We start from the raw sequence: 18,412 nt of genomic DNA on the forward strand, positions 1-18,412 counted from the left end.
AATATGCAGCAGCATTTCGATGGAGGTGTTTATAAGGATGACAAGCTATATTACAGAAAGTCCTATCCAATTGCTTAAGCCAGCTTCATCCATCGCGTTTTGGTATGCCAATATGAATGATGATCAGGCGTGGAACACTAGAAAATATTTCCCGGTTTTAAATGATCCTGTGCAAGCACAGCTAGTTGTTCAGCAAGAACAACAGCTGCTTTGGGTAGCTGAGAGCGGGGATACAGTATTATTTCATCATCAACCTGAAGATGAATTTGTAGCCTATGTCGAGGTGGAGCGAGGACAAGGAACGCTGCCGTACATTCAGGTATCACTTATCGGCGACTCAGGTTTCAATGCTGTACAGCATAAACAGGATAAAGAAGCTCTCCTTCTTCCCTTTCTATTAACGGAACAGGTTCGACAATGGTCACAAGATAACGGCTGGAAATTGCGATATGACGATGCTGATTATGTTCGTAAGCTAAATGACAAATATCAGGTTCGAAGATTCGTAGAGAAGAACGGTTTTGCTGTTACTAAAGGTTACTTCTGTCATACGCCTGAACAATTAGAAGAAACTTACCAAATGATTCGTGAGCAAGGTTTCACCCAGGCAGTCCTCAAATCGCCGCATGGTTCTTCTGGGAAAGGTTTATCTGTTCTTGATAGTGAGTTGGCTTTTAAAAAGATGATTGCTTTCATTCGCAGGCGTGCTGCTACGTTCGAGCTTTTGCTTGAAGCTTGGCACCCGATTAAACGTTCCTTGAATGCGCAAATTTCTATTCAGCCGCAAGAAGTGCATTTGTTGGCGATTACAGAGCAGCGCATTCAGGAGCGCGGCGTATATGTAGGCACGGACTATGCACCACAAATCCCAGCAGCATTGCGTGAAACCTATGAGAAAGAGATGCTCAGATTAGGTCACCTGCTTCAGCAGCAAGGATATATAGGGGTCATTGGCGTGGATTCGATTGTGGATGAACTAGGAGACCTGTATCCGGTAATCGAGATTAACGGACGTTTCACGCAGGTGACGTATTTGCTTCCGTATGTGGAAACTCAACTTCGTACGTATGCTTATGCTGAGAGCCGTTATATACGTGTAGATGCCGAGCGTAAGTACACATTTTCAGAGTTGAAAGCATTGCTGGATGAGGCACTTGAGCCAGATACTCGTCACCGCTACGTTATCTATACGTATGCAGTCCATCTACACGCTGAACGATGGCATTATAGAGTGTTTCTTCTATTTCTAGGACAAGATGCTGTTTCATTTCAACAAATGATCGAGCGATTCGAGCGGTTTACACTTCCTTCTATGGAGGAGGTGGATGGAAAATGAGCGCATTCGTTACCGTATTAAGTGCAGCTAATTCCTTAGGTATTTATGTTCCTGCGAAGCTGCTGCAGCATCAGTTGAGATCTCAAGGGTTGCAGGTTCAAATAGAAATGTTGGAGCAATTATATCCATCGGTGACGCGGGACAGCATCCCTCGTTATCGCAAAGCTTTCCATCAGAGCTTTCGAGTCGCAAAGACAGGTTATCACTTGGCAAAGAATTTGGGCGATACGTTGGAGACGGCTCAAGTTGAAGTGCTGCTATCCAAATGGAAGGAAGAAGGTAGGCAGCATTTTATTGTGATGACTGGTTTCTGGATTCCTGTAATTGAGCGATATAAAGAAATAATGGGGGGCACGCCCCTTACCATTCAATTGGTTCGACTTGATGCAGGAGAATCTGCTTCTTATGCCGTGCATAAAGGGCTCGGAGACGCTTATCGCAATGTATGGATGTTCGAAGGGAATGAGCAACAGCAATTATGCCGGCAGCTCATTGTAAGCAAGGAAGCACCCTTGCCATTCGAGTCGCGTGCTGACCGCTATACGATTCATGGTGGCGGATGGGGAATTGGCACGTATCAAAATATAATCGATCCAGCACGCCAACAGCAGCTTGCACTAAATGTAATCGCTTACTATATTGAAGATATTCCTGATAAACGTGATCTTCATCGCTATTATATGATCGATCCTGCGTGGAATCCTTGGGACATCAATGAACAGGGTGAACATCGTTTTCCACCATTTGCGGAGGTTACTGAGCAAGGGGATGTTGCCTTTCCATCATGCAGCAGCAACTCTTATCCTGAAGTATTCGATCTCATTCGTAACAGTCGTGCTGTTATTAGCAAGCCAGGCGGTGCAACTTTAGTAGACTCATTGTCTGCGGCAACTCCTATTATTATGTTGGAGCCATTTGGCAGTCATGAGGAAGCGAATATGAAACTATGGGAATCAGCAGGATTCGGCATTCGTTATGAGTTGTGGAAGGAAGCAGGGTTTTCTAACGATTTGTTAAGGGAGATGCATGACAACTTAATGAGGGCACGCAATAACGCAGTAGATGTTGTAGAAGAGCTTATTGCCAGTTTACATGTACCTATAAACTAAATAGTCCCCTGTCAGCGGCGCAAGTATAAGCGCAGCCATGAAAGGAGGTGAGGATGAAAGAGACTGCAATTCGGATGTGACGTAGTATCGTACGTTGTCTTGTCAGAGATATGTAGTTCAACCAACCTACTTTTATGATGAGGAGGAGATACAAGATGGCAATTCAGGTAAACAAAGAAGGGATACCGTCTGTTATCAACACGTCTACACCTCGATGGATATGGCTGCAATTGTTAGAGGCATGTAACTTGCGCTGCAAGATGTGCTATGAATGGGGCGATAATGGCGCCTATAAAGAGCGACCGGTGCTAGCTCAATTAGACATTAATGTTGTAAAGCAAATTATCGAGGATTGCAGTCACGCGAAGCCGTACTATGATTTGTTCGGTGGCGAACCTTTAATGTACAAGCATTTTGATGAGGTGCTTGAAACATTAAAGTTTTATGGCAGTCAGGTGGCCTTCCCTACCAATGGCACCTTGCTGGAAAAGAAAGCGGAAACGATTATCGAGCATGGGGCGCATCGAGTATGGGTTTCTATGGATGGACCAGAAGAAATCAATGATGCGCAGCGGGGCCCAGGCGTATTTAAGAAGGCTAGACGGGGCATAGAGAAATTATTTGACCTGAGGGAAGCAAAAGGTTTGGAGTTTCCTAAAGTAGGGATTATTTTTATCATTACCCCTTTAACTTATATGCATGTGGAGCGGTTGTTCTTCGAGCACATTGATATTACGAAGCTGGATCATATTAGTCTAGAGTTCCAGTCATTTATTACTCCAGAAGATCATGTTGAATATCGTAACATACTGAAAACCAACTTCAATCTAGACACGAATGCGCAAGTTTCCAATGGATTTGTTCGTAAATTGTCTGAATTTAGTGAAATGGATAGAAAAGAGCTGTCTCGTCAAGTGCGCAATATCGAGCGCTATTGCCAAGAAAAAGGCGTTTATTTCAACGCTTACCCTCAAAATATGACCGAGGAAACGATTGAACTCTATTTCAGCGGCAACAGCCACGAGCTGTCGCATGCGAAAAAACGTTGTGAATTCCCTTGGCTCAGCACGGAGATTAATGCGCGCGGCGATGTTACCTCTTGCCACGCTTTCTACGACCTTACTTTAGGCAATGTAAATGAAGAGCGCCTTTTAGACATTTGGAAAGGGCCTCGCTACAAGGAATATCGCAATTACTTAAAACGTAATTCTTTTCCTATTTGCCAAGCATGCTGCTTGAATTTCAAAACAAAGACGGAGAAATAAGATGAGCAATATACAGATGAATGGTGTGCTTCGTATTGGCATTCTTGGCTGCGCTCGTATTGTGGGAAGAGCGCTGATACAACCTTTACGCAGTGTGCCTAATTTAACGGTTCATGGCATTGCCAGCCGTTCCCTTGAGCGGGCTGAGCAATTTGCTTCCAAGTATGCTATACCGCATGCGTTTGGAAGTTACGAGCAGTTGCTAGCTTCACCAGATATTGACGTCGTCTATATTGCTTTGACTAATGAGCAGCATGTGGAGTGGGTAATACGTTCTTTGCAAGCGGGCAAGCATGTCCTGGTTGAGAAGCCAATGTGCTTGACGATGAATGAGTATGAACGAATTGCAGCAGAACGATTACGGAGCGGTCTTGACGTATTGGAAGGTGTTATGATTCAACATCATCCATGGCAATCAACGGTGAAAAGGTTTGTTGAGTCTGGTGAGTATGGTGAGCTGCATGCCGTGGACATGAATCTCAGTGTTAGGGTGGATAGAGAAGGAACGGATGATTATCGAATGTACCCAGAGCAGGGCGGTGGAGCTTGGTATGATTTCGGTACGTATTGGCTTCAAACGCTTCAAGCTATCGTTGGATTGAACATGGTACATGCCGAAGCTAGTTCTAATTTTGACGGGCCTAATCGTACAGATTGGAATTTTCGTGCAGAGGCAATGTATGAGAATGGCTTGAAGTCCACTTTTAAAGGTTCGTTTGAGGAGCAGTATGAGGCAAGTGTTGTTTTTCAATTTGAGCGCTGCAAGGTTGTGCTGCAAGATATTTTCCGCCCAGGCATTGCACCCTGCAAGCTCGCTATACAAGTTGAGCACACCGGAAGTGGAGATGTTGAGAGCATAGGGTATGAGAAGCAGTCTTATTTCTCAAATCAATGGCAGTATTTCAGTGATGTCATTATAAATCGAATTTCTAGTGATGCTTTTGCTCAGACAGGTGAACGAGTAAAGGTTCTCGAGCAGCTATACAACGAAGCTCGAATGCTATCAACAACGATCGTTATAGATTAGGAGGAGTCAAGATGAATGAGAAAATTATTGCTATCTTAAGTGAAGTGAAGGAAGATCCATCTCTAGTACAAACGTTGCAGCCAACTTCAGATATTGTGAATGATGCGGGTCTTGACTCTTTGCAGATGATTAACTTTATGCTAGCTATAGAAGACGAGTTTGATATCCAAATTGACTTTGATACGTTCGACTATGACCATTTATCATCGATTGAAATTTTTTCAGCTTTCTTGCGAGTATCAAAGGCAGCTCAACCACAGACCTAGAGAGTCGGTTACGTGAAAATAATACGTAATATTTGGAGGGAGGCAGGCGATGCAACCACGTACGCATGTTAAATTTGACCGGAATACATTTCAAAATGTAAAACGGACCATTCGCAATATGTCAGTGTCTCGCAGAGCACAGCGGCATGATCCTACATTTGCGCTGGATGTGCCAGATGATATTGGCATTAAGCTAAACAATGGCTGCAACTTGCGCTGCAAGCATTGCTTTGAATGGAATAGTGACGGGTATCACAATGACATGTCAAAAGAGGTAAAAAACGCAGAGATTGATTTTGACCTGCTACGCCAATTGTTAATGGATACACAGCATCGAAGTTCACGCCTATTTCTTTGGGGGGGTGAACCTCTATACTATACCAAATTTGAAGCATTGGCAGACTATTTGGCAGAAGATCCACGTACGACTACGATTTGTACGAATGGATTGCTTATTAAGGATAAATTGGATTCGATTTTGAAAATATCAGAAGGACTTACATTGCTAATCAGCCTTGAAGGATTTGAGGCAGAAAATGATGCGATTCGAGGTAGAGGAACGTTTAAAAAAGTTGTTGAGCAAATGAACATGCTGTTCGAAATGCAAAAAGCGGGCACGTATAAAGGTCGAATTTCGATCAGCTTGACGATTAACGATGCCATGATCGGGAAGTTGTATGACTTTATGGAATATTTTGAATCATTAGGTATTGATACGGTTTACTTCGTATTTCCTTGGTACATTCCAGAAGATGTTGCCAATAAAATGGATGACTATTATCGCGAGCGCTTCAACTGGCTTGAGGCGGCAAAAATGCAGCAGCGATATAGTTGGCATTCGTTTACGTTCCGCGTGTCTGAAGAAAATATTGAGCCGCTGCAAGACGAGATGAAGCGGATCAATTCTCGAGTGTGGGACAGTCGTATACGCTTCCAGCCTGCACTTGAACCAGGAGAAGTGAGAGATTTTGTACTTGGTTCTGAAAAACCTGCCATGAAACGAACACAATGTTTATCCATTTCGAATCGCATCGACATTATGCCGGATGGAAAGGTCAATCCATGCAAGTTTTTTCCTGAATTTACGCTTGGTGATTTGAGTAAAGATGATCTGCAAGAAGTATTCCACAGCGATTCATTCCGACGTCATCGTGAAGTATTGGGTGAAGGACTGACTCCTGTGTGCTCCCGTTGTGTTCTCCTTTATAATCATGGCAGATAAACGGTCTGCTGAATGAGGAGGAGTGAGCGGCGATGACAACCGATACCTTTCATATATCTGCATGGTCCTTGTACCAACCTGATACGGTACCGATTCGTGATGTAATACGGAATGCTGAGAAGGAAGGTTACGTCTTTACGAGGGACGAGGCAGATTTCAATCATGAAGGCATATATACGGTTGCGATGGAACAACATTTGACTCACCTTCAAATGATTGAGCGGGTAGTGGATCCCTTGATTGAAAAATGCAGGCAAGAAGGAACCATGATAGCGGAAATATGGTTTGCCCAAACTTCTATGGTTGCCTGGCATGATCGGAATTTCTTTAAACCTGTATTAGCACGGTGGGGGCTGGAGCATGTACCTATCTATGCATTGGAGGAGTACTCTTGCTCCAGCTTTCATTCCGTGCTCAAAAATGCACAGCTTATACTTGAGCATGATCCCAACCAGGCTATTCTATTTATAGGTTGCGATAAAGGAAGACACCCGCTTGATTACGTAACCGATTATGTGTTCGTTGGCGATAGTTCTTCTGCCTGCATTCTAGAATACGGAAAAGGAGCACATCAGCTCCTTGCCGTAGAATGCAAGCATGATAAAGTCGTCTATGACAATGACCAAGAAAAGATTAATCAAGCTTACCAATTGTACTACTTGCACATACGGCAATTTATTATCCGCATGATTAAGAAAAATGGGCTTAAGGTTGAAGATATTAAACTTGTATTTTGCAACAACATGCCTAATTTCGTATGGGAGACTGTAGCACGTACAACAGGCATATCATTGAAGAAGTTTTATAGGCCTTCCTTGCATACGGGTTGCCATATGACGAACTCGGATGTTCTTTTCAATCTGGAACATGCGATTACCCACGAAGCGCTTACGGATGGCGATTATTATTTATCCTTGACGACTGGTACGGGTGGCAGCTTTGGGTGTGCCCTTCATCAGTATTGCCCATCATTCGAAACTACGAAGAAGTAGGTGGATGATAATGGTTCTTGAGCTATCCTCACGTTTGTTTCTAAGCGATCTTTGCATAAAGACGGCAGATACTTTTAAAACATTTGAGCAATGCGGTGAAGCAATGGAATACGAGCTTGATAAGATGGCTGAAGAAAGGGGGAATTTGTTTCACGATTCTGATGTGCCGCCTCTGTGGCCTCCAAGTGCGGAAAGTCGTGTTCCTGTTCATCCTGCTAATGCTGGAACCACGAACCATTCAATAGCAACAATAGTAGCCCCTGTTCTCATTCCAGCTTTTCATGAACAGCCGTATGATTCGATTTGTGCAGAGGCGATTCAATCAGGGCGATACAACAACGCATCCTATCTGTGCTACTGTCATGAAACCGTTGTTCCAGCTATTATTTATATGCCTAGTTTCCAACTAGCACAAGCACTAGGACATGCGCGTACACTGCCTTTGGCTATTGGCCAGCATGGCAGTCTAGCATGTATTCTAGGTTTGAGATGGTTGGAACGGCTGCTGCACAAAGATAATACAAGTCACGCGGTGCTTGCGATTATTGACCAGACGGTCTATCCATTCAGCAGACGTCATTGGGATGGATACTTGAAAGCAGATATGGCAATGTGGTGTCGTGTATCCTCGCAAGGCGGTGAATTTGAAGTACTATCCTATGCGAGCAGGCCTGCTTATCTGGCAACGGATATGTTTCATTGGTCAAGCGATGATTACGATCAAGCTATTGATGGCTTAGTACAACAATTGGAATCGTCGGTGAAGCAGGGAGAACATGCGCAGACGGATTTGATGATCGTACAGCATGTGTCAGCAAAGTGGATCAGTCAGGTTGAGCGCATAGCCGCTCAAACAGGCATATCTCTCTACCAAAGATCGGAATGGACAGAAGTGAACGGCCTCGGAAGTGATCCCTTTTTGACTTTACAAGAAGCTGTTCATACAGGTGCGATGGTATATGGTCAAACGGCCTTGCTCGTATTTGCTAGTGTTGATTATGGAATAGGGCTAATACGAATAAGAAGGAATTTTGAACCAGCCTGTAGCCAAGTTGATAAATAGTGAGTGTGAAGGTTCCATTACTCCTTATGGAGGGGCATGATAAATGAAACCTAGTTGCAACCATCGGATTATAGACAATAGAGCTATGATAGCTTACTTTGAACCACAATGCGGCTAACCGCTTGTGGTTTTTTGTTGCTTATTCATACAAAATTATCTAATACAAAAATTACAATTTACAAAACTTTTGGACGTTTTATGCATCTAACAGGTATACTCATATTTATGTGTAAACGTAGATTCTAGTAGCACGTAGATGTTGGTAGAGAGATTCGAATGTTAATCTATACTGACAAGAAGAATCTCGAATTACATAAACAGTGGAAAAAATAGATTACAAAGTGGATGGTGGTAGCTGAGGACATGATTTATACAGATTGGCTATACTGGTTATTCGTACTTGCAACATTTATTTTATTTTATGTTGTGCCTTATCGTGTGAGACCTTACGTCCTGTTCGCAGGCGGAGTTACGTTTTATACGTATTACGCGGGCTCCTTTATATTTTTGCTCTTAAGTGAAGTTATCATTGCACTCCTGCTCATCTATTGGGCAACCAAGAAGTCTAGCAAGTGGATATATCCTGCAGCCATAATAGGGACTGTGCTTGTATTAGGTTATTTTAAATATAGCGGCATGCTGATTGAAACCTTACAGGAGTTATTTTCGTTTATTAATCAGCCGTTCCTACCAACGGTGGAACAATTGATTTTGCCACTAGGTATTTCATATTTCACATTTGAATTGATTCATTATTTGGTAGAGCGCAAACGTGGCAATCTTCCCGAACACAAGCCGATTGGTCTGTTGGCGTTCATCTTCTTCTTCCCGACAATGGTGGCAGGGCCAATTAAGCAATTCCAAGTGTTCTATCCACAGCTGCAGAATCGCTTTCAATGGGAGAACATTCCTTATGGCATTGGGCGCATCGGAATTGGTTTATTCAAGAAACTTGTTCTGGCAGAGAGCATTAAGGTAATAGCGGCGCCTATATATACGGAAGCTGGAATCGCGCAGTCGGACCCGACTACATTGTGGATTGCATTAGTTGCTTATACATTCGTTATTTATTTTGACTTCTCAGGGTATTCAGACATCGCGATCGGTACGGCTCGACTGTTCGGCATCGTGGTACCGGAGAACTTCCGAAATCCATACATGGCGCGAAGTATTGCGGAATTCTGGAATCGCTGGCACATCTCGCTTGGCGCATGGTTGACACGTTATGTGTATTTCCCGCTTGGAGGCAGCCGAGTATCGCAGCCGCGCGTTTACTTTAACTTGATGTGTACGATGACCGTTTCAGGATTATGGCATGGCGCAGCGTGGAACTTCGTTGTCTGGGGAATGTTCCACGGAGTCATGCTCTGTATTCATCGTTTCTTTTTGAAGCAAATTAAGCCGAAGTTCCCGCCTGTTCCGAAATGGTTAAAACCGGGTACTACCGTATTGTCGATCGCGATTACATTCTTTGGCGTCACGATTAGCAGGGTATTCTTTGTATTACCTATTTTAGCGGGCTGGGATTTGACGCTGCGGTTGTTCGGCTTAAAATAAACGTTCCTTATTTGCGTTTATGATGGTTGTAGCTACAAGTTGTATTTGTATGAAGAACTCTCAAAACAATGGACTAAAGGAGTGAATGTTTAGCAATGGGTAACTTTTTTCCATGGAAGTCGCTGTCGGTGTTAATGGTGTCCATCGCAACGTTAGGTGTTGTTGGCATTAATCAGTGGGCCACGCCTATCGTGAATGATATGCAAAAGGAAGTCGTGACTCACGCGAAGAAGGAACTGCGTGTGCCCGCTTATGATTCTATTGTCTATATGCCGCTCTGGATCGAGCATTTGAAAGAGCAGCCTGATAATGGACGTCAAAAAGTCGGTGTGTTTGGACCATCAACCGTCTTTGGCACTACCGTAAAGGACGGTAAAAACACGACAGCTGGTGTACTCCAGCTGCATATGAAAGACAAAACCGTTTATAACCTCGGACTTACAGGTGGTCGCTTTACAGAGACATATGCGATTCTTGCGTCGATGATCGATGAGATTGATTATGTCGTCTATGAGGTGAACTATGGTATAGCTGTAGTAACTGAGAATGAGCCAGATGTTATGGTATATCCGACAATGGTTAGCAAGCTTGGCCAAAGTATCCCTAAAGATTGGCTGGATGAATTCCCTACTAAAAATAAAGGCTCTCTTCCAAGTGATGCGCATAACTGGATGACGGCAAATGTGCTGAATAACTGGACGCTATTCCATGACCGTGATGCGCTCAGTTATAAGTTCTTAAAAACACGTACGCCGATGGAGAAACTGCGTCGGGAAATGAAAAAGCAGCAGGATGCGAAGAAAGGGGTTAAACCCGAACCAGCTGTATCTCCGTATCGTGCATATGATTCATTTAGCAACACCTATAAGGCAAAGGTAGATAAACATTTCAAGTCTCTCTACACGTGGAAGAAACCATTTGACCCTAACAATAGCTTCGGCTTGTTCATGATGGAGCAGACGTTGGATTTGCTTAAAGAGCATAATAAGAAAGCGGTCTTCTATTCGGCACCGCTGGACAAGACGTTGATAACGAAACGCAAGCTGCTGGATTGGAAAGATTACAACAAAGTAATGGGTTCTTATAAAAAGCTGATTGAATCTCGTGGATATCCATATATTGAGTTCAACGGCGGAACGAATGTCGTGGATCATAAATACTATCACGATCCTTCGCATATGACGGATGCAGGCAATAAGCTGTTTGGCGAAATTCTATACAAGAGGTTGAAAGCATATGGAATTACCAACAAGTAGTCGCTTAGAGAAGCATAAGTCCAAGCCTTTGCCGCTTGGTAAGCAAATAGGTCGTTATATGATTCTAGGGCTTGTTACACTTGCTGGAGCAGCATTGATGATCGTTGTCGTATTAGGAATCTTGTTCTTTTCAGGTGAATCAACGGAATTCATTTATATGAACTTTTAGTAGATTCATAGATTTATAATAGGTAAAGGTGGAAGAAAAGCTTGTGGCGTATGATGCTGCAAGCTTTTTTTGTTGCAGTTATCGAGTCCAATCCATAATATTCGGTGTCACATATGCCTCAATGAAACTCGCACCTATGAGTAGAATCGTCATGATAGCTAACAATAAGCCAATTCTGGTTGCTTCTTGTTTCCAGTTAACACGCTGCTTAAGTTTAATGAAGCGCGCTGCCCAGACTAGCGGCTTCAAACCGATTGCGCCTGCAATTAGCAAGGCAGGAATTTCTAATATTCCATGGGGCAGCAAGCCTGCCAAAATCGTTTCGACGGAGCTAAAGGATGTGGCTAAGACGGAAACAAACCCGATCATGATCCCGTTGAATAACAAAAACATAATCGTAGGAATGGATAGTAAAATGCCGCTAGCAGCAATAATGAGTCCCGTCACGATATTATTAAACGCTAGCGTATACCACTCGGGGTACTGTGGATTATAGTACGTTTTTGGATCAATATCGACATAGTTGCCCAAAGTAATTCCAAGTAAAAGCCCCGCTAATAGAAACAAGGCAGCTAAAATAAAGCGTTTCTTTTCTTCTTGCCATACTTGCTTTAGGTTGATTTTCATGCTGTTTTTCACCTCATGATGTGTTTGATAATTTTGAATTACATAAATAGACATAAATAAAAGTACACCTAAATCTATCAGGTGTACTCGTATAGGGTATTACAGCGCTACAGCAGTATCGATTAATCCAAGATTAATAAGAGTCTCGAGAAGTCCTCTAATTGGCTCGAGCTGTGGGGGAAGGATACCTGTATCGATTAGGTTACGGATAATTTCAAGTGCTACCGAAAGATCAACACCTAGTAATTGTGCAACATCCATCATCATAGTTTTGCACCTCCTTTTCTCTTGAACTAACACCAATCTATGAGGACTCTATCAGATTGGTTCCAAACTTGAGCAGCTCGTCCCATAGATTTGGATATGTCGTCTATGTCATATTGGACAAGTATCGGCAACCCTGAATATCTGCGTTCAAGCAACATTCGGACGAAAAGGAGAATAGATATCGACGAGAAAAAATAGCGAATTTGCTATGAATAGAGTGCGGCGATAAGTTAATGCGGCCACCCATACAGGACAGAATTATAGTGATAGGGGGAAAAGCTGGCTTAAATAGTCATGATTGAATCCTATTTGATATGTAGGTTGTCGTCCATAGTGGGAAAAACAATCCCCTTAAATTGTAAATGAAATTTCCGTGGATTTATGCTAATATCATTTTTGTTCTCAATAAGAGAACAAGTGTCTTTTTACAGAGGACAAAGTGATGATTTTTCCATGGATAGAACATGCTAAGGAGATACAGCGATGAAACGAATTGGACTTTTTATGCGCATTATTATTGCTATAGCCCTCGGAATTGGACTTGGACTTGTCGCACCGGACTGGATTATTCGCATTTTTGTTACCTTTAACAAAGTATTTGGTAACTTCCTGAGCTTCATTATTCCACTTATTATTATTGGATTTATTATTCCAGGTATAGGGGAGTTGGGTCGTGGAGCGGGTAAGTTAGTCGGGTTAACGGCAGGTGTAGTCTATATGTCTACAATAGTTGCAGGCTTCCTGGCTTATTTCGTGGCTTATTCGACATTTCCGAAGTTTCTCAATGCGTCTAATGTTGATCAAACGAATCATGGTATGGGACAAAAGCTGTTGGAGAGTTATTTTGACATTGGAATGCCACCTGTATTTGATATTATGACCGCTTTGCTGCTTGCTTTCCTGATTGGGATTGGGATTACAGTTGTACAGGCCGATGGATTGATGAAAATATCGCTTGAATTGAAAGACATCGTTGGTAAAGTCATTTCCACGATTATTGTACCGCTACTGCCAGTCCATATTGCGGGTATTTTTATGAATATGACGCAAGCAGGCGAAGTGGCGATGATTTTACAGGTGTTCGTTAAAGTGTTTGTGATTATTCTAGTGCTGCACTTGGTTATTCTGATCTTGCAATTTTCTGTTGCAGGGGTATTAAATAGACGTAATCCGTTCCGCATGCTGCGTACAATGGTGCCAGCATACTTTACAGCACTAGGCACGCAATCGTCAGCAGCGACGATTCCGGTGACATTGAAGCAGGTAAAAGAGCTTGGTACAGATGAGGAAGTTGCAGACTTTGTTGTTCCGCTATGCGCAACGATTCATATTACAGGCTCGACCATTACGTTGACGTCGGTGTCAGCAGCCATCTTGCTGTTAAATGGACATACACTGTCGCTTGAGGTAATGGTACCGTTCATTTTGATGCTTGGCATCACGATGATTGCGGCCCCAAGTGTACCGGGCGGTGGGGTAATGGCTGCGTTGGGTCTATTTACAACGATGCTCGGTTTTGATGATGCGATGATTAGCTTGGCGATTGCGTTGTATATCGCACAAGATAGCTTCGGTACAGCTACCAACGTTACGGGTGACGGTGCAATTGCACAAATTATTCATTACTTTAAGAAAAAGAATAAGTTATCTGCAAGTTAACATTGATATAGCGACTATTATCTAGTTATGGTGCAGGTTTTGCATGGTAACTAGATTTTTTATATGGAAAGAGGGGTTTGGGATATTGTAAGTAGCTCTTCCCCCTGACAATGCTTGTTGCTAGGGGGAGATTCCACATCGCCATCAAGCTAAGGGGCTAAGAAAGTATATGTGAGTGTGATAGTTTGAAAATTCTACCGCCACAATAAAGATATGCATCACAAATAAACCTAGTGCGCGTCTTTATCATGAATATTCTGTAAGTCAAAACAGCCAAAATCTCTTATATACAAGTCTTTTAGTTGAATGGTGTGTAAGCTTTATGAAAGTAAATAAAGTATACTTACTATTATTGTGAGGTGTTAGTAAATGACAGCAGATAAAATTCCTCGTTAAGCGCGTGATCCTCCTTGACCATTCATATATTATCCCATTCATCATTTTATTTAAAAAGGAGAAATGATATATGATTGGCCCAAGAAAAGTGACAAGAGAAGAAAGAATGGAAATTGCTTATACGATAGCAAATCAAGTATTAATAAAATATGGTTCAAACGTTAAAGCTATTGGGATCTATGGCTCTTTAGCTAGAAAAACAGATGGTCCCTTTTCTGATATTGAAATTAAATGTATTTTAAATGCTTTAGAAGAGGGCTATAGCTATGAATGGACATCAGGAGATTGGAAGGCAGAGGTAAACATGGATTGCGTAAAAGATATTATAGAAGAGGCTACCACAGTTGAGGAAGATTGGCCGCTTACACATGGACAATTCTTCAATATATCTCCAATTTATGATCCTGATGAATTTTTCCAAGAGTTAAGACAAAAAGCTGGTTCGGTAGAAAATAGCTTTTTCAAAGAGGCCATTTGTAAAACATTAGTCGAGGAAATGTATGAATACATTGGGAAATTAAGAAATATAGAATTTCAAGGTCCCAAAACATTCTTACCTACATTGGCGATGAAAATATCAACTACAGGTGCGATGATTTTAGGATTACACAACAAACGATATTTTACAACATCAGCTCAAGTATTACCCGAGGCCATGTCTTTTACTGATAAACCTGATGGATTTGACGAGCTCTGCAAAATGGTGATGTCGGGAGATCTTTCTGACTCAAAACAAATTATTAATTCATGCGAAAAATATTGGGAGAGTTTATTAAATTGGTCAGCCAGCCATGACTACATGATAAAATGTTCAAGTGATTTGCCTGTATAATCAAAATAAATCTATTTTTAAGGAAACAAATATAACTAAAACAGAATGCAATGAAATTTATAAATCTATAACGAAAATCAAAACAGCTCTAGGGATTTCCCACGAGTTGTTTTTTTCTATATTTTCAAAATAACAAGGTTCTACAAGCTTCCCTATGAATATGTTTTATATGTAGGGAAGCTTGGCGAAGAACTAACAAATCCTTGTTTCACTACAAGACTTAGACCGCTTTGGATGTGGTATCCGCTGTTTCGGAGCCTTGATCACTTCTTGTTGTGCCTTTGTTCAGCATCATAATACCGACAACGACCAGCAGTAGGGCAACAATCTTCAGCATGCTAATTTCTTCTTGGAAGAAAATAATGCCGAGTATGACTGCTAATGCGGTGCCGATCCCTGACCATGTTGCATAGGCAGAAGATAGCGGTATCGTTTTTAACGAGAAACTTAAGAAAGTGAATGCTGCGAGATAACAGATAGCAAAGCCGAGCGTAGGATAAATGGCCGTAAAGCCATTAGAAAGTTTCAGCATCACAGTACCTACGGCTTCTGTGATAATAGATAAGGATAAGAAAAATATACCTTTCATAAATCGAACTCCTTATGTGGATAGCGTTATTTTGTCATATTTAACAGAACAAGACCTATTACAAGCAGAAGGATACCGATAATACCTGTGCGGTTGATTCGCTCTTTGAAGAAAAGAACACCAACGAGTACAGTTAAAATCGTCCCAAGTCCACTCCAAGTTGCATATACCGGACCCAATGGCAGAAACTGAAGTACGTTAGAAAGCAAATAGAAACAAAGCCCATAACCGACAACTACACCTGCGACAGGCAGTCCCCGTGTAAATCCGTTGGATAGCTTCAGCATAAAGGATCCGAATACTTCAAATACAATCGAAAAAAGCAATAAAACATAAGGCATTACGATGGTTCCTCCCTCAGTAATTTCATCATATAATCGAACACGATCTGGTGGTCCTCCTCAGCAACAGGACAGAGCTGGAACATGGATGAGAACCACAATCCATCACATAAGGTGCGAAGCACGACAGATTTCTCTTTGGACAAACCTTCTTGTTCCCAAGCTTGATGAAAACGCTCATATTCTTCGGCCCACAAATTTAAAAGCTCTGCATTGTTCGAGACGGTCGCTATCAGACTAGAGTTGACGAGCAGAAAGTCGGGATCTGCGGACGCTTTCATCGTTGCTTGTAAGTAGGCCTGGCTGTACGGGATAGCGGATTCCAACTCGGCTTCAATCATCTTCCGGAAGCATGCAATGACATGGATGTTCAATCCCTTTATTAATTCGTCTTTATTGTGAAAATGATACAGCAAACCACCTTTGCTAACACCAGCTTCAGCTGCTACAGCATCAAGTGTCAATTGATTCGCCCCTTTGGAGGCGATAACCTGAGAAGCTGCATTCAAAATCTGTTCGCGTTTGGACATGTTCGCAACCACCTTACTATACCGTCTGGACGGTTTACTAATCAACATTATAGTTTGTAGGTTATGAAGATTCAACTGTGTTACGATGCAAGGTGAAGTATATGAACGTGATTTCAGTTACGTCAGTATAGTTGCTTTCATATTAATAGTGTGATACTTTAAAGAAACATGATGATGGGAGGGTTTAAAATGAAAATCGAAATTTGGTCGGACTATATGTGCCCATTTTGTTATATTGGGAAGAAACGATTGGAAACGGCGCTGCAGCAATTTGAGCATCGAGATCAAGTGGAGCTGACGTATCGCAGTTTTGAGTTGGATCCACATGCGCCCCGTGATTTGAACCAACGTGTAGTAGAAATGTTGGCTGCAAAATACAGCATGAGCATTGAGCAAGCAAGTGCGATGCAAAATCAGGTTGCAGCGCAAGCTTCGACTGTTGGTCTTACGTTTAACTTTGACAAGATGATAAACACCAACACTCGTGATGCTCATCGACTTACTCGTTATGCTTCGGATAAAGGCAAAGGGGCTCAAATGACAGAACGATTGTTCTTCGCCGCATTTACGGAATCTCAACATGTTGGTAATCGTGACGTGTTAACAGATTTGGCCGTTGAAATTGGCCTTGATCGTGTTGAAGTAACACAGTTGTGGGAATCAGATGCATACGTACAAGAAGTGCTGGCAGAAGAACAGCGTGCACAAGCGATGGGCGTCCGCGGTGTTCCTTATTTCTTAGTGGATGGCAAACTCGCGGTTACTGGTGCACAGTCGAGTGAACATTTTACAGAGGCGCTGCAGTATGCGTGGCAGCATCGTGAACAATCTGAAGAAGTGTCGACTAACGAGGATGCCGCTGGTTCGGGATGTGTCGATGGAACTTGCTCTGTATAGCGAATATAATAAAAAGTATCCTGTTGCCACTTCAGTGGGAATAGGATACTTTTTTTGTGCATGCAATGATTGTTCGATTGATTAGTAGTCCGAATTGTGATTCTTCTATGGACTAGATGATATAAGATTGGAAAATAGGAGTGATAGAATGGGTCTGACAACGAATCTACCCCGTGAAGTAGAAACGCTGCTCCAGGCATTTCGGCAGCAGCTACTTATCGAGCTTCCTAATCAAATCTACGGCATCTATTTATACGGATCGATTGCACTAGATGCATATGACCCTATAAACAGTGACATTGATATTGTAGTACTATTACATACTGATCCAACAGAGTCTACCATACAAACGATCACCCACATTCATCAATCGCTAGTATCGGCTAATCCTTTAGCGAAACGGATGGACGGCATGTTCATTCCTATTCGTTATCTAGGCAAACAAAATGACAATGTTCCACCTTATTTGTATGTCACGGATGGAAAGGTACGAAAAGGGAAATGGGATCTAAATGCAGTGACATGGTGGACATTGAAACAACATGGCATTACGATCTATGGGCCTGAGTGTAAGGAACTGCTCATCGATCTTTGCTGGGATGATGTTGTGCAGACATTGGATTATAACCTCAATCATTATTGGAAGCGTAGATCCAACAACAGTCTGCCGTTTTTGCAGGATGGCATTCGTGCGGACGCTGTATGTACGATGTGCAGGATTATGTTCAGTCTAGAACATCAACAAGTTGCTCCTAAAGTTAAGGCTGTAAGGCATGTGCTGAACGAGCTTCCGGAGGAATGGCATCCATTGCTGCTGGAATCCATTGCGATACGTGAGGGACACCGCAAGTCTCTTTCTATTTGGGCGCGATGGAATCGGGCTAAACAGACTCAAACTTTTCTTCGTTCGATGATTGTTCGAAGTTCGCAAACCTATTTACATAAGTGAGCAGCGATCAAGGTGAAATGAAGCTTTCCTAGTAGCAAGAGGTTTACTTCGATAGAGTGGATG

20 protein-coding genes are annotated in these 18,412 nt (G+C 42.3%); 15 read left to right on the forward strand and 5 right to left on the reverse strand.

Annotation, left to right across the window (positions count from 1 at the left end; genetic code table 11):
- The first annotated feature begins 37 nt into the window (after window positions 1-37).
- The 11 genes from NQ117_RS17885 (at window position 38) to NQ117_RS17935 (ending at window position 11,262) form a co-directional block, all read left to right on the forward strand.
- Window positions 38-1,336, forward strand: a complete 1,299-nt coding sequence (locus tag NQ117_RS17885; protein WP_258279362.1) for an ATP-grasp domain-containing protein — start codon at window positions 38-40, stop codon at window positions 1,334-1,336.
- Complete coding sequence (locus NQ117_RS17890; protein WP_258279363.1) at window positions 1,333-2,445, forward strand: glycosyltransferase family protein; 1,113 nt, start codon at window positions 1,333-1,335, stop codon at window positions 2,443-2,445. The genes NQ117_RS17885 and NQ117_RS17890 overlap by 4 nt, the downstream gene beginning before the upstream one ends.
- Before the next feature lie 155 nt (window positions 2,446-2,600).
- The gene (locus NQ117_RS17895) at window positions 2,601-3,710 is read left to right on the forward strand and encodes a radical SAM protein (protein WP_258279364.1); all 1,110 of its coding nucleotides are present in this window, start codon (window positions 2,601-2,603) and stop codon (window positions 3,708-3,710) included.
- A gap of 1 nt (window position 3,711) precedes the next feature.
- Window positions 3,712-4,737: a Gfo/Idh/MocA family protein gene (locus tag NQ117_RS17900; RefSeq protein ID WP_258279365.1), complete on the forward strand. Its 1,026-nt coding sequence runs from the start codon at window positions 3,712-3,714 to the stop codon at window positions 4,735-4,737.
- A gap of 11 nt (window positions 4,738-4,748) precedes the next feature.
- The gene (locus NQ117_RS17905; RefSeq protein WP_258279366.1) at window positions 4,749-5,003 is read left to right on the forward strand and encodes a phosphopantetheine-binding protein; all 255 of its coding nucleotides are present in this window, start codon (window positions 4,749-4,751) and stop codon (window positions 5,001-5,003) included.
- Window positions 5,004-5,052: 49 nt separating this feature from the next.
- Window positions 5,053-6,225, forward strand: coding sequence for a radical SAM protein (locus tag NQ117_RS17910; protein WP_258279367.1), 1,173 nt, complete (start codon window positions 5,053-5,055; stop codon window positions 6,223-6,225).
- A gap of 32 nt (window positions 6,226-6,257) precedes the next feature.
- Complete coding sequence (locus tag NQ117_RS17915) at window positions 6,258-7,217, forward strand: 3-oxoacyl-[acyl-carrier-protein] synthase III C-terminal domain-containing protein (RefSeq protein ID WP_258279368.1); 960 nt, start codon at window positions 6,258-6,260, stop codon at window positions 7,215-7,217.
- A 10-nt stretch (window positions 7,218-7,227) separates the two neighbouring features.
- Complete coding sequence (locus NQ117_RS17920; protein ID WP_258279369.1) at window positions 7,228-8,280, forward strand: hypothetical protein; 1,053 nt, start codon at window positions 7,228-7,230, stop codon at window positions 8,278-8,280.
- A 363-nt stretch (window positions 8,281-8,643) separates the two neighbouring features.
- Window positions 8,644-9,837 (forward strand): MBOAT family O-acyltransferase, encoded by a 1,194-nt coding sequence (locus NQ117_RS17925; RefSeq protein WP_258279370.1) that lies wholly within the window; start codon window positions 8,644-8,646, stop codon window positions 9,835-9,837.
- Window positions 9,838-9,932: 95 nt separating this feature from the next.
- On the forward strand, window positions 9,933-11,093 hold the full coding sequence (locus NQ117_RS17930; RefSeq protein ID WP_258279371.1) for an SGNH/GDSL hydrolase family protein: 1,161 nt from the start codon (window positions 9,933-9,935) through the stop codon (window positions 11,091-11,093).
- On the forward strand, window positions 11,074-11,262 hold the full coding sequence (locus NQ117_RS17935) for a hypothetical protein (protein WP_258279372.1): 189 nt from the start codon (window positions 11,074-11,076) through the stop codon (window positions 11,260-11,262). Before NQ117_RS17930 ends, NQ117_RS17935 begins: the two co-directional genes overlap by 20 nt.
- A 78-nt stretch (window positions 11,263-11,340) precedes the next feature.
- Here NQ117_RS17935 and NQ117_RS17940 read toward each other — a convergent pair whose 3' ends face one another.
- Both NQ117_RS17940 and NQ117_RS17945 read right to left on the reverse strand, forming a co-directional pair.
- Window positions 11,341-11,889, reverse strand: a complete 549-nt coding sequence (locus NQ117_RS17940; RefSeq protein ID WP_258279373.1) for a stage II sporulation protein M — start codon at window positions 11,887-11,889, stop codon at window positions 11,341-11,343.
- Between the two features lie 99 nt (window positions 11,890-11,988).
- Complete coding sequence (locus tag NQ117_RS17945; RefSeq protein WP_258279374.1) at window positions 11,989-12,156, reverse strand: hypothetical protein; 168 nt, start codon at window positions 12,154-12,156, stop codon at window positions 11,989-11,991.
- Between the two features lie 483 nt (window positions 12,157-12,639).
- Here NQ117_RS17945 and NQ117_RS17950 point away from each other — a divergent pair, with 483 nt between their 5' ends.
- Together NQ117_RS17950 and NQ117_RS17955 are read left to right on the forward strand one after the other, a co-directional pair.
- Complete coding sequence (locus NQ117_RS17950) at window positions 12,640-13,815, forward strand: dicarboxylate/amino acid:cation symporter (RefSeq protein WP_258279375.1); 1,176 nt, start codon at window positions 12,640-12,642, stop codon at window positions 13,813-13,815.
- Between the two features lie 466 nt (window positions 13,816-14,281).
- The gene (locus NQ117_RS17955; protein WP_258279376.1) at window positions 14,282-15,043 is read left to right on the forward strand and encodes an ANT(4')-I family aminoglycoside nucleotidyltransferase; all 762 of its coding nucleotides are present in this window, start codon (window positions 14,282-14,284) and stop codon (window positions 15,041-15,043) included.
- Window positions 15,044-15,263: 220 nt separating this feature from the next.
- Here NQ117_RS17955 and NQ117_RS17960 read toward each other — a convergent pair whose 3' ends face one another.
- Genes NQ117_RS17960 through NQ117_RS17970 form a run of 3 tightly spaced genes read right to left on the reverse strand, consistent with a single transcriptional unit; the run spans window position 15,264 to window position 16,503 of the window.
- Window positions 15,264-15,632 (reverse strand): DMT family transporter, encoded by a 369-nt coding sequence (locus NQ117_RS17960; protein ID WP_258279377.1) that lies wholly within the window; start codon window positions 15,630-15,632, stop codon window positions 15,264-15,266.
- Window positions 15,633-15,658: 26 nt separating this feature from the next.
- Window positions 15,659-15,979, reverse strand: a complete 321-nt coding sequence (locus tag NQ117_RS17965) for a DMT family transporter (RefSeq protein ID WP_258279455.1) — start codon at window positions 15,977-15,979, stop codon at window positions 15,659-15,661.
- Window positions 15,973-16,503, reverse strand: a complete 531-nt coding sequence (locus tag NQ117_RS17970; RefSeq protein ID WP_258279378.1) for a TetR/AcrR family transcriptional regulator — start codon at window positions 16,501-16,503, stop codon at window positions 15,973-15,975. The genes NQ117_RS17965 and NQ117_RS17970 overlap by 7 nt, the downstream gene beginning before the upstream one ends.
- Window positions 16,504-16,692: 189 nt before the next feature.
- Here NQ117_RS17970 and NQ117_RS17975 point away from each other — a divergent pair, with 189 nt between their 5' ends.
- Window positions 16,693-17,400, forward strand: a complete 708-nt coding sequence (locus tag NQ117_RS17975) for a DsbA family oxidoreductase (protein WP_258279379.1) — start codon at window positions 16,693-16,695, stop codon at window positions 17,398-17,400.
- Window positions 17,401-17,548: 148 nt separating this feature from the next.
- On the forward strand, window positions 17,549-18,349 hold the full coding sequence (locus NQ117_RS17980; RefSeq protein ID WP_258279380.1) for an aminoglycoside adenylyltransferase domain-containing protein: 801 nt from the start codon (window positions 17,549-17,551) through the stop codon (window positions 18,347-18,349).
- The last annotated feature ends 63 nt before the right edge of the window (window positions 18,350-18,412 follow it).

Source organism: Paenibacillus sp. SC116, from assembly GCF_024733555.1.
Classification (GTDB): Bacteria; Bacillota; Bacilli; order Paenibacillales; family Paenibacillaceae; genus Paenibacillus_B.

Excerpts from the sequence above, each read along its gene's own strand:
- NQ117_RS17955 (WP_258279376.1), top strand. The coding sequence starts at position 14,282 with ATGATTGGCCCAAGAAAAGTGACAAGAGAAGAAAGAATGGAAATTGCT.
- NQ117_RS17975 (WP_258279379.1), top strand. The coding sequence starts at position 16,693 with ATGAAAATCGAAATTTGGTCGGACTATATGTGCCCATTTTGTTATATT.
- NQ117_RS17910 (WP_258279367.1), top strand. The coding sequence starts at position 5,053 with ATGCAACCACGTACGCATGTTAAATTTGACCGGAATACATTTCAAAAT.
- NQ117_RS17885 (WP_258279362.1), top strand. The coding sequence starts at position 38 with ATGACAAGCTATATTACAGAAAGTCCTATCCAATTGCTTAAGCCAGCT.
- NQ117_RS17895 (WP_258279364.1), top strand. The coding sequence starts at position 2,601 with ATGGCAATTCAGGTAAACAAAGAAGGGATACCGTCTGTTATCAACACG.
- NQ117_RS17970 (WP_258279378.1), bottom strand. The coding sequence starts at position 16,503 with ATGTCCAAACGCGAACAGATTTTGAATGCAGCTTCTCAGGTTATCGCC.
- NQ117_RS17930 (WP_258279371.1), top strand. The coding sequence starts at position 9,933 with ATGGGTAACTTTTTTCCATGGAAGTCGCTGTCGGTGTTAATGGTGTCC.
- NQ117_RS17890 (WP_258279363.1), top strand. The coding sequence starts at position 1,333 with ATGAGCGCATTCGTTACCGTATTAAGTGCAGCTAATTCCTTAGGTATT.
- NQ117_RS17940 (WP_258279373.1), bottom strand. The coding sequence starts at position 11,889 with ATGAAAATCAACCTAAAGCAAGTATGGCAAGAAGAAAAGAAACGCTTT.
- NQ117_RS17905 (WP_258279366.1), top strand. The coding sequence starts at position 4,749 with ATGAATGAGAAAATTATTGCTATCTTAAGTGAAGTGAAGGAAGATCCA.
- NQ117_RS17950 (WP_258279375.1), top strand. The coding sequence starts at position 12,640 with ATGAAACGAATTGGACTTTTTATGCGCATTATTATTGCTATAGCCCTC.
- NQ117_RS17960 (WP_258279377.1), bottom strand. The coding sequence starts at position 15,632 with ATGAAAGGTATATTTTTCTTATCCTTATCTATTATCACAGAAGCCGTA.
- NQ117_RS17945 (WP_258279374.1), bottom strand. The coding sequence starts at position 12,156 with ATGATGATGGATGTTGCACAATTACTAGGTGTTGATCTTTCGGTAGCA.
- NQ117_RS17915 (WP_258279368.1), top strand. The coding sequence starts at position 6,258 with ATGACAACCGATACCTTTCATATATCTGCATGGTCCTTGTACCAACCT.
- NQ117_RS17900 (WP_258279365.1), top strand. The coding sequence starts at position 3,712 with ATGAGCAATATACAGATGAATGGTGTGCTTCGTATTGGCATTCTTGGC.
- NQ117_RS17920 (WP_258279369.1), top strand. The coding sequence starts at position 7,228 with ATGGTTCTTGAGCTATCCTCACGTTTGTTTCTAAGCGATCTTTGCATA.
- NQ117_RS17935 (WP_258279372.1), top strand. The coding sequence starts at position 11,074 with ATGGAATTACCAACAAGTAGTCGCTTAGAGAAGCATAAGTCCAAGCCT.
- NQ117_RS17980 (WP_258279380.1), top strand. The coding sequence starts at position 17,549 with ATGGGTCTGACAACGAATCTACCCCGTGAAGTAGAAACGCTGCTCCAG.
- NQ117_RS17925 (WP_258279370.1), top strand. The coding sequence starts at position 8,644 with ATGATTTATACAGATTGGCTATACTGGTTATTCGTACTTGCAACATTT.